9 protein-coding genes and 2 pseudogenes are annotated in these 9,695 nt (G+C 70.1%); 9 read left to right on the top strand and 2 right to left on the bottom strand.

The window, feature by feature from the left end; all coding sequences use genetic code 11:
• The first annotated feature begins 102 nt into the window (after nt 1–102).
• The gene (locus tag AC1DY5_RS29265; RefSeq protein ID WP_478117144.1) at nt 103–1,119 is read left to right on the top strand and encodes a 2-dehydropantoate 2-reductase; all 1,017 of its coding nucleotides are present in this window, start codon (nt 103–105) and stop codon (nt 1,117–1,119) included.
• A 13-nt stretch (nt 1,120–1,132) separates the two neighbouring features.
• Here AC1DY5_RS29265 and AC1DY5_RS29270 read toward each other — a convergent pair whose 3' ends face one another.
• A complete protein-coding gene (locus AC1DY5_RS29270; RefSeq protein ID WP_478117130.1) occupies nt 1,133–1,873 on the bottom strand; it encodes a transporter substrate-binding domain-containing protein in 741 nt (246 codons plus the stop codon).
• Between the two features lie 37 nt (nt 1,874–1,910).
• Nucleotides 1,911–2,168: pseudogene (locus tag AC1DY5_RS29275) on the bottom strand (citrate-proton symporter); the annotation flags it as partial.
• A 385-nt stretch (nt 2,169–2,553) separates the two neighbouring features.
• On the opposite strand from AC1DY5_RS29275, the gene AC1DY5_RS29280 reads away from it, so the two are divergent.
• The 8 genes and pseudogenes from AC1DY5_RS29280 to AC1DY5_RS29315 form a co-directional block, all read left to right on the top strand.
• Nucleotides 2,554–3,537, top strand: a complete 984-nt coding sequence (locus AC1DY5_RS29280) for a Bug family tripartite tricarboxylate transporter substrate binding protein (protein ID WP_478117145.1) — start codon at nt 2,554–2,556, stop codon at nt 3,535–3,537.
• A gap of 8 nt (nt 3,538–3,545) precedes the next feature.
• Nucleotides 3,546–4,361: an SDR family oxidoreductase gene (locus AC1DY5_RS29285; protein ID WP_478117132.1), complete on the top strand. Its 816-nt coding sequence runs from the start codon at nt 3,546–3,548 to the stop codon at nt 4,359–4,361.
• Between the two features lie 23 nt (nt 4,362–4,384).
• Nucleotides 4,385–4,930 carry a cupin domain-containing protein gene (locus AC1DY5_RS29290; RefSeq protein WP_478117134.1) on the top strand — a complete coding sequence of 182 codons (546 nt, stop codon included), beginning with the start codon at nt 4,385–4,387 and terminating at the stop codon, nt 4,928–4,930.
• 35 nt (nt 4,931–4,965) lie between these two features.
• Nucleotides 4,966–5,823 carry an alpha/beta fold hydrolase gene (locus tag AC1DY5_RS29295; protein ID WP_478117136.1) on the top strand — a complete coding sequence of 286 codons (858 nt, stop codon included), beginning with the start codon at nt 4,966–4,968 and terminating at the stop codon, nt 5,821–5,823.
• Between the two features lie 29 nt (nt 5,824–5,852).
• A complete protein-coding gene (locus tag AC1DY5_RS29300; RefSeq protein WP_478117138.1) occupies nt 5,853–6,701 on the top strand; it encodes an IclR family transcriptional regulator in 849 nt (282 codons plus the stop codon).
• Between the two features lie 10 nt (nt 6,702–6,711).
• On the top strand, nt 6,712–7,551 hold the full coding sequence (locus AC1DY5_RS29305) for an SDR family oxidoreductase (protein WP_478117140.1): 840 nt from the start codon (nt 6,712–6,714) through the stop codon (nt 7,549–7,551).
• Nucleotides 7,544–9,241, top strand: coding sequence for a thiamine pyrophosphate-binding protein (locus tag AC1DY5_RS29310; RefSeq protein WP_478117142.1), 1,698 nt, complete (start codon nt 7,544–7,546; stop codon nt 9,239–9,241). The genes AC1DY5_RS29305 and AC1DY5_RS29310 overlap by 8 nt, the downstream gene beginning before the upstream one ends.
• A 14-nt stretch (nt 9,242–9,255) precedes the next feature.
• A pseudogene (locus AC1DY5_RS29315) lies at nt 9,256–9,695 on the top strand (aspartate dehydrogenase); the annotation flags it as partial.

Consider the following 9,695-nt stretch of genomic DNA (forward strand, 5'->3'; position numbering starts at 1 on the left):
AAATGGGCCCCCACGCTCCGTCACTTCGTGTACCCGCTGCCCCCCCCGAGGGGGCGCAGGCCGCCTTGGGAGCGGCCCGGCGGCGGCCTAGGGCGGCACCGCATGGTCGGCGACATGGCGGTTGACATCCTCGTGATGGGGGCCGGGACCATCGGCTCCTTTATCGGCGGCAGCCTGGCTGCGGCCGGGGTCCGGGTCGGCTTCGTCGGCCGGCCGCGGGTGCTGGGCGCCCTGGCGCAGCACGGCATCACGCTCACCGACCTCGAGGGCCGGCGCGGCCGAGTCCCTGCCGCCGAGCTGATCCTGTTCGAACGCGTGCCCGCAGACATACGGCCGTCGCTGGTCTTGCTGACCGTGAAAAGCGGCGCGACGGCCGAGGCCGCGTCCGAACTCGCCGTCGCACTGCCTGCTGGCACGCCCGTGCTGTCCTTGCAGAACGGCGTCGCCAATGCGCGGGTCGCCGCCGAGGCCGGGCCCAGCCTTCGGATTTTGCCGGGCATGGTGCCCTACAACGTGGCCGAGGTGGGACCCGGCGCCTTCCATCGGGGCACCGAAGGAAGGCTGGCGGCCCAGGACGATGCGGCGCTGCGGCCGTGGGTGGCGGTCTTCGAGCGCGCCGGGGTGCCGATCGACCTGCACGCCGACCTGCTGCCGGTGCAATGGGGCAAGCTGCTGCTCAACCTCAACAACCCGGTCAACGCGCTGTCGGGCCTGCCGCTGCGCGACGAACTGCTCGATCGCGGCTACCGGCGCTGCTTTGCGGCGCTGATCGACGAAGCGCTGGCAGTGATCGCACGGGCCGGGATCACGCCGGCCCAGCTCGGTGCGGTGCCGCCGCACAAGATTCCGCCGATCCTGCGGCTGCCGACGCCGCTCTTCCGGCTGGTCGCGGCGCGCATGTTGCGCATCGACGCCAAGGCGCGGTCGAGCATGGCCGACGATCTGGCGCTGGGCCGGCGTACCGAGATCGACGTGCTGAGCGGCGAGGTGGTGCGGCTGGCGCAAAGCCACGGCATGCAGGCGCCGCTCAACGCGCGGATGGTCGAACTGGTGGAGGCCTGGCCGGCCCGCGGCGAGCGCTGGCCGGCGCGGCAACTGCTGACCAAGCTGGGGATCTAGACCGGCGCCGGCCTTAGCCCGGCGGCGCCACGCTGGCGCCCTGGATCCGGTGCCGGGCCAGCGCATCAGCCACGAAGCCGCCGGCCTTCATCTCCTCGACGAAGGCGGCCAGGGCGGCGGCCGCTTCCGGGCCTCGTGAGGCGGGCGTGCCCATGGCCTGCCGGATCACCATGAAGCGACCCGGCAGCAGGCGCAGGGCCGGGTCGCCTGCGGCCTCGGCTTCGAGCACCTGGCGGATGCCCGCCGCCACCTCGACCTGGCCGGCACGCAGGCTTTCCATGACGATCTGAGCGCCTTGCACGCGGACGATCTGCGCGTGCCGGATCTCGCGCGTGAGGAACAGGTCGTAGGCGCTGCCGCTGCCGGCCGCGATGCGCCGCCCTTCTTGATCCACTTCGTCGTTGGCCCGTATCCCGGAGCTCGCCGGCACCAGGTAGCTGCCCTCGATCAAGACGTAGGGGGCGGTGAAGCGCAGGCCTTCACCGCGTGCCGGGTCGATGGCGAAGAAGCCGATGTCGGCCTGCTCGCCGCGGACGGCCTCGACCGAGGCAGCGGCCTTCTCGCACACCACCAGTTCGAGGGCGACGCCGAGCCGCTCGGCGAAGGCGCCCGCCAGGTCGACCGAGACGCCAACCGGCTCGCCGCCGGCAGGATCCTTGTTCGCGAGGATCGGGTTGCCGAGATTGATGGAGGCGCGCAGGGCGCCGGAGGGCGTGAAGGCCGAGACCACGGCCGGGGAGAAGAGGGTGCTCATCGCCCCGGATTCTGCCGCAGCCCAGGTGGGCGCGGCGTCAGGCGACAGATGGCCGCCGGCCCTTGCGATAGGGGATCAAGGTGGCCGTCAAGCCGCAGGCCGCCGCCACGCTGAGCCACCAGGCCGGTGCCGCCTTGTCGCCGGTGGTCTCGATCAGCCAGGTCGAGATGGCCGGCGTGAAGCCGCCGAACACCGCGGTCGCCAGGCTGTAGGCGAGCGAGAAGCCGACCACATGGAACTCCACCGGCATCACCTCGGTCAGGGCCACGACCATGGCGCCGTTGTACATGCCGAACGGAGGAAGTTGCCGCTCGTGACGCGCAGCACGGCGCCGAGCTTGGAAGTGCTGGCCGGGGCCGCGGGACGCCGGGGGCGAGGATGGCTGTGCTCATGGATGTCTCCGGAGGGTGTGCGGCATGCGGCTGCACGGTCCCTCCATCGTAGGAAGCGAAGCTGTCGATCCGCCGTCGGCGCGCTCGGGGTATTTCCGGCCCCGCGAGTCAGGCCCGGCTCAGCCGCTGGGATGTAGGCGGCGCTGTCGCGCCTTCAAAGCTAGGGTTAATACCAATATTTGATTGCCTCTTGACCTACTATTCTTCATCCATCGTTTCATCAATAAATCATTGGTTTATTAGCGAAACAAGCGAATTCTCTCCAACACCAAGGAATCGCCCCCCATGATGAAGAAGACACGCCGCCAAGCGCTGGCCCTCGCGCTCTGTACCGCAGCTGCCGTCGCCGCCGGCCCGAGCTGGGCCCAGGCCTGGCCCAGCAAGCCGATCACTCTCGTGGTGGCCTATCCGGCCGGTGGCGACACCGATGCGCTGGCGCGGCTGTTCGCCGAGAAGCTTTCGACCCGCATCGGCCAGCCGGTGGTGGTCGACAACCGTCCGGGCGCCAGCGGCGTGATCGGCAGCAGCTTTGTCGCCAAGGCCCCGGCCGACGGCTACACGCTGCTGGTGGCGCCGAGCACTTTCTCGATCGCCCAGATCGTGCTGAAGACCAGCCCCGGCGCCGGCTACGACGTAGTGAACGGCTTCACGCCCATCATCCAGACGGCGATGATGCCGCTGTTCCTGGTCTCGGGGCCGGCCAGCGGCGCCAAGAGCCTCAAGGAGATGGTGGCCACCGCGAAGAGCGGCCRGGCTCTCTCCTATGCCAGCCCGGGCAGCGGGTCGCCGATGCACATCCTCGGCGAGATGTTCAACAAGAGCGCCGGCGTCGACATCAAGCACGTGCCCTACAAGGGCGTGGCGCCGGCGATCAACGACGTGCTCGGTGGCCACGTGCCGCTGACGGTGATCACCTACGGCCCGATCGCGCCTTACCTGCAAGGCGGCAAGCTGGCGCCGCTGGCGGTCGCCGACCGCGCGCGTTCGCCGCTGGCGCCCAATGTGCCGACGCTCGCGGAGCTTGGCTACAAGGATGTCGAGGTGATGGCCTGGAACGGCATCTTCGGCCCCAAGGGCATATCGCCCGAGATCGTGAAAACGCTCAACGCCCACTTCAACGAAATCCTCAAGATGCCCGATGTCGTTTCCAAGATGGCGGTGTTCGGCGCACTCCCGCTGGGTGGCACGCCCGAGACCCTGGCCAAGACCAACGCCGCCGACTTCGAGCGCTTCGGCCGTGTCATCAAGGAACTCGGCATCCAGGCCGACTGAGAATACCCATGACCCCACCCAGCGTCACTCCCGACCACCAGAGCCTGCAGGCCCTGCTTGCGGAACTGCCCGCCAACCTGCTCGCCGGCCGCAAGGTGCTGGTGACCGGTGCCGCGCGCGGCCTCGGGCTGGCCTTCGCCAAGTGCATCGCCGCCGCCGGTGGCGCCGTGGTGATGGCCGACCTTCTCTCGGACCTGGCGCAGAGCGAGGCCGCGGCGCTGCGCGAAGCCGGCTTCACGGCCCATGCGCTGGCGGTCGACCTGGCGGACTCGGCCTCGATCGAGGCCTGCGCCGCAGCGGCGAGCGCGGCCCTCGGCGGCCTCGACGGCCTGGTCAACAACGCCGCCATCACCAACTCGGGCGGCCGCGATGCGCAAGCGCTCGACGTCGACACCTGGGACCGCGTCATGGACGTCAACGTGCGCGGCACCTGGCTCATGAGCCGCGCCTGCCGCGGCGCGCTGGCCGCCAGCGGCCGCGGCGCCATCGTCAACCTGGCGTCGGACACCGCGCTGTGGGGCGCCCCGAACCTGCTGGCCTATGCCTCGAGCAAGGGCGCCGTGATCTCCATGACGCGCTCGCTGGCGCGTGAGTGGGGCGGCGAGGGCATCACGGTCAATGCGGTGGCGCCCGGCCTGACGCTGGTCGAGGCGACCGAATACGTGCCGTTGGCCCGGCACCAGAAATACCTCGAAGGCCGCGCGATTCCGCGCGAGCAGCAGGCCGCCGACGTCTGCGGCGCGATGCTCTTTTCCCTCTCGGGCCTGTCGCGCTTCGTGACCGGCCAGTTGCTCGCCGTCAACGGCGGCTTCGTGATGCATTGATTTTTCGACCAAGGAGATTCCCGATGAGCGATTTGTCCGAACAACAGAAGATCGACGGCGCCGCCGACACCCTGGCGCAGCCCGAGGGCAGCAGCCTCCAGCAATGGATGGAGACGCGCATCGCGCGCTACTCGACCCGCAAGTACGACTGGGATGCACTCAAGTTCCAGGCCGACCTCGACCCCAAGTTCCGCCGTGCGCAGATGCGCTACGTGGGCACCGGCGGCACCGGCGTGGCTGCGGACGTGAACACCGTGCCGGCCGAGAACTTCACCTTCTCGACCATGGTGATCCCGGCCGGCCATGAAGGCCCGCCGCACTTGCACACCGACGTCGAAGAAGTGTTCTTCCTGATCCGCGGCAAGCTCAAGGTCATCATCGAGAAGGATGGCGAGCGCTTCGAGACCGTCATGACCGACCGCGACCTGATCTCGGTGCCGCCGGGCGTCTACCGCGAGGAGATCAACATCGGCGACGAGGATGCGCTGATGTGCGTGATGCTCGGCGCCAAGAAGCCGGTGACGCCGACCTATCCGGCGGACCATCCGCTGGCGAAGGTCAAGCGCTGAGCCGCGACGCCGAGCCGACTCCGATGAGCAGGGCCATGGATCTCGCCACCACCGTTCCGCCGTCCGAACTGTCGCGCCTCGAGGCGCGCTTCCCGGCACGCCCCGTGGCGCTGCCCGATGGCAGCGTGATGTCGGTGCGCGAGTGCGGCACGGGGCAGGCGCTGGTCTGCCTGCACGGCATCGGCTCGGGTGCCGCCTCCTGGCTCGATACCGCTCTGCTGCTGGCGCCGCAAGCGCGCGTGATCGCCTGGGACGCACCCGGCTACGGCGCATCGACGCCGCTGGCCCCCGCGGCACCGAAGGCCGCCGACTACGCCGAGCGGCTCGGCGCGATGCTCGATGCGCTCGCTGTCGACCGCTGCACGCTGGTCGGCCATTCGCTCGGCGCGCTGACCGCGGCTGCCGCTGCACGGCCGGGATCGGCGCTGGCCGCACGCTTCGAGCGGCTGCTGCTGATCAGCCCGGCGGCTGGCTACGGTGCGCCCGAACGCGCCGAAACCCGCCAGCGCGTGCGCACCCAGCGGCTCGACACCCTGGCGCGCGTCGGTGTCGCGGGCATGGCCGCGCAAGCCGACGCCCGCCTGCTGTCGGCCGGCGCGAGCGAGCCGGCCCGCCAGTGGGTGCGCTGGAACATGGCGCGGCTCAACGAGGGCGGCTACCGCCAGGCGGTTGAGCTGCTGTGCGGCGGCGACCTGCTGGCCGACCTGCCGCCGGCGATGCCGGTGCGCGTGGCCTGCGGGGCGTTCGACATCGTCACGCCGCCCGCCGCCTGTGCCGAGGTGGCCCAGAAGTGCGGCGTCGCGCTCGAATTGCTCGCCAACGCCGGCCATGCCAGCTACGTCGAGCGGCCGGAAGCCGTCGCGGCGCTGCTGCGCGACCTTCTGGCATCCTGAATCGATCCAGACAACCACCCAGAGGCACCATGGCTACCAACGAAATCGATCCGATCGAAGAAGGCGCGGACCGCTACAACGTCCCGGCGCTCGAGCGCGGGCTGCGCCTGCTGTGCGAGTTCAGCCGCGAGCACCGCGCGCTGTCGGCGCCCGAGCTGGCGCGCCGCTTCGAGCTGCCGCGCTCGACCGTGTTCCGGCTCCTGACCACGCTCGAGAACATGGGCTTCCTCGAGCGCGCCGAAGGCGGCCGCGACTATCGTCTGGGCCTGGCCGTGCTGCGCCTGGGCTTCGAATACCTGGCCTCGCTCGAACTCACGCAGCTCGGCACGCCGCTGCTGCAGCGGCTCTGCGACGACTTGCGCACCCCGTGCAACCTGGTCGTGCGCGATGGCCGCTCGATCGTCTATGTCGCCAAGGTCGCGCCGCCGACGCCCTTCGCCAGCTCGGTGACCGTGGGGACGCGGCTGCCGGCGCACGCCACGGTGCTGGGCCGCATCCTGCTCGAAGACCTGACGCTGGTGCAGCTGCGCGCCCTCTATCCCGAAGACCGGCTCGAGTCCTTCTCGCCGAACACGCCGGTCTCGGTCGGCCAGCTGTTCGACATGGTCCAAGCCGACCGCCAGCGCGGCTACGTGCTGGGCGAAGGCTTCTTCGAATCGAACATCTCCACCATCGCCGCCCCGGTGCGCGACCACAGCGGCCACATCGTGGCGGCGCTCGGCGCGACCATCACCTCGGGCCACATCGAGGAAAGCCGCATGGACGAGATGGTGCAGCGCGTGCGCCAGACCGCCGACGAGATCTCCGGACTGCTGAACTACTCGCCTGCGCCCAAGGGCCAGGTGATTCCGCTGCGCGGCAGCGACCGTGCGGCCTGAGTTGCTGATCATGACGACCCCGAACCTTTCCACCCAATTCTTCGCCGCCGATGCGCTGGCCGGCCGCGTGGCCGTGGTCACCGGCGGCTCCTCGGGCATCGGCCTCGCAACCGCAGAGCTGCTGCTCGACTGCGGCGCCGCCGTGGCGCTGTGCGGCCGCGATGCCGAGCGGCTCGACCGCGCGGTGACCGGCCTGCGCGCCAGCCGCCCCGAGGCGCGCATCTTCGCCCGTACCTGCGACGTGCTCGACGCCGCCTCGGTCAAGTGTTTCGCCGCCGAGAGCGAGGCCGCGCTCGGCCCGGCCTCGATGCTGATCAACAACGCCGGCCAGGGCCGCGTCTCGACCTTCGCCAACACCGACGACCAGGCCTGGACCGACGAGCTGCAGCTGAAGTTCTTCTCGGTCATCCACCCGACCCGCGCCTTCCTGCCGCAGCTCAAGGCGCAGCGCGCCGTGCTCGGCGATGCCGCGATCGTCTGTGCCAACTCGCTGCTGGCGCGCCAGCCCGAGCCGCACATGGTCGCGACCTCGGCGGCACGGGCCGGCGTGCTGAGCCTGGTGCGCTCGTTGGCGACCGAGTTCGCGCCCGAGGGCGTGCGCGTCARCGGCATCCTGATCGGCCTGGTCGAGTCGGGCCAGTGGCGCCGCCGCTTCGAGGCCCGCGTGCAGACCGAACTCGACTGGAACGCCTGGAGCGGCCAGCTCGCCCACGACAAGCACATTCCGCTGGGTCGCCTGGGGCTTCCGATCGAAGCCGCGCGCGCGATCCTCTTTCTCGCTTCACCGCTCGCGTCCTATACGACGGGCAGCCACATCGACATTTCCGGAGGCCATTCCCGCCATGCATAACCCCCACAACACCGTCACGGCCGGCGCAGTCGTCGCCGCCTTCCTCGAGCAATGCGGCGTCAAGGCGGCGTTCGGCGTCATCTCGATCCACAACATGCCGATCCTCGATGCCTTCGCGCAGCGCGGCGCGATCCGTTTCATCTCGGCGCGCGGCGAGGCCGGAGCGGGCAACATGGCCGATGCCTATGCCCGCTCCACCGCCACCCTGGGCTTGTGTATCACCAGCACCGGCCCGGCCGCCGGCAACATCGCCGGCAGCATGGTCGAAGCGCTGACCGCTGGCGCACCGCTGCTGCACATCACGGGCCAGATCGAGACGCCCTATATCGACAAGGGCATGTCGTACATCCACGAGGCCCCCGACCAGCTCACGATGCTCAAGGCCATCTCGAAGGCCGCCTTCCGCGTGCGCAGCGTCGAGAACCTGCTCGGCACCTTGAAGCGTGCGGTGCAGGTCGCGATGACCGCGCCGACCGGCCCGGTCAGCGTCGAGATCCCGATCGACATCCAGTCCGCGCTCGTCACGATGCCGGCCGACCTGTCGCCGCTGCCGATCGAGCCCGCCGTGCCTTCCAAGGCCGGCCTCGACGCGCTGGCCGTGAACCTCGCCAAGGCCAGGCGCCCGCTGCTGTGGGTCGGCGGCGGTGCCCGCCACGCCCCGGCCGCGATCCAGCGCCTCCAGAAGCTGGGCTTCGGCGTGGTCACCACCACGCAAGGCCGCGGCACGGTGCCCGAGGACGATGCCGGCTCGCTCGGCKCCTACAACATCCASAAGCCGGTCGAGGCCTTCTACCAGACCTGCGATGCGATGCTAGTGGTCGGTTCGCGCCTGCGCGGCAACGAGACCCTCAAGTATGAACTCAAGCTGCCGCGCCCGCTGTATCGCATCGACGCCGACGCCGCCGCCGAAGGCCGCTGCTATGCGTCGGACTCCTTCATCTGCGGCGATTCCGCGCTGGCACTCGAAGGCCTGGCCGATCGCCTCGAGGCCGCCAAGTACCAGGCCGATCCCAAGCTGCTGGTCGACCTGCGCGCCGCGCACGACCAAGCGGTCGCGACGCTGCGCGACGGCCTCGGCCCGTATGCCGAACTGGTGCGCCAGATCCAGTCGGTGGCGGGCCGCAAGTTCAACTGGGTGCGCGACGTGACCGTCTCCAACAGCACCTGGGGCAACCGCGAACTGCGCATCTTCGAACCCAGCGCCGGCGTGCACGCCACCGGCGGCGGCATCGGGCAGGGCATGCCGATGGCCATCGGCGCGGCGATCGGTGCCGTGGTGACCGGTTCGGGCCGCAAGACCTTCTGCCTGGCCGGCGACGGCGGCTTCATCCTGAACCTCGGCGAACTGGCCTGCATGGTGCAGGAGAAGGCGCCCATGGTGATCGTGCTGATGAACGACAAGAGCTACGGCGTCATCAAGAACATCCAGGACGCGCAGTACGGCGGCCGCCAGTGCTATGCCGAGCTGCACACGCCCGACTACGACCTGCTGTGCAAGTCGATCGCCCTGCCGCACGCCCGCGTGCAGAAGCTGGACGACCTGCCGGCGCGCCTGGACGAAGCACTGGCTGCCAAGGGCCCCTTCCTGCTCGAGATCGACATGCTGTCCATCGGCGGCTTCAAGAGCACCTTCGCCGGTCCGCCGACCAACACGATCACGCAGATTCCTGCGCTCGGCACGGCCAAGTGAGCGGAGCCCTTCGCATGTCCGCCATCACGCGCATTGCACTCGTCGGCTGCGGAGCCATCGGCACCTCGATGCTCGAACTGCTCGAGGCCGACACGGCCCTGGAGATCAAGGCCATCGTCGTGCCGGCCGATGCCTTCGCTGCGGCGCAGGCCACGGCGCAGCGGCTCGCACCGGGCGCGCAGGTCGTGTCCTCCGTTCCGCTCGAAGGCATCGATCTGGTCGTCGAAGCGGCGGGCCACGCGGCGATCGAGGCGCATGTGCTGCCGGCCCTGCAACGCGGCACGCCCTGTGTCGTGGCGTCCGTGGGCGCGCTGTCGGCCCAGGGCTTCGCCGAGAAGCTCGAGGCCGCCGCGCTCGCCGGCGGCACGCAGGTGCAACTGATCGCCGGCGCGATCGGCGCCATCGACGCGCTGGCCGCGGCGCGTGTCGGCGGCCTCGACGAGGTGCGCTACAC

The organism is Variovorax sp. P4_D9 (assembly GCF_056401695.1).

What these genes read in the sequence shown, in the direction of transcription:
- AC1DY5_RS29265 (WP_478117144.1), top strand. Translation starts at nt 103, where the DNA reads ATGGTCGGCGACATGGCGGTTGACATCCTCGTGATGGGGGCCGGGACC.
- AC1DY5_RS29270 (WP_478117130.1), bottom strand. Translation starts at nt 1,873, where the DNA reads ATGAGCACCCTCTTCTCCCCGGCCGTGGTCTCGGCCTTCACGCCCTCC.
- AC1DY5_RS29285 (WP_478117132.1), top strand. Translation starts at nt 3,546, where the DNA reads ATGACCCCACCCAGCGTCACTCCCGACCACCAGAGCCTGCAGGCCCTG.
- AC1DY5_RS29290 (WP_478117134.1), top strand. Translation starts at nt 4,385, where the DNA reads ATGAGCGATTTGTCCGAACAACAGAAGATCGACGGCGCCGCCGACACC.
- AC1DY5_RS29295 (WP_478117136.1), top strand. Translation starts at nt 4,966, where the DNA reads ATGGATCTCGCCACCACCGTTCCGCCGTCCGAACTGTCGCGCCTCGAG.
- AC1DY5_RS29300 (WP_478117138.1), top strand. Translation starts at nt 5,853, where the DNA reads ATGGCTACCAACGAAATCGATCCGATCGAAGAAGGCGCGGACCGCTAC.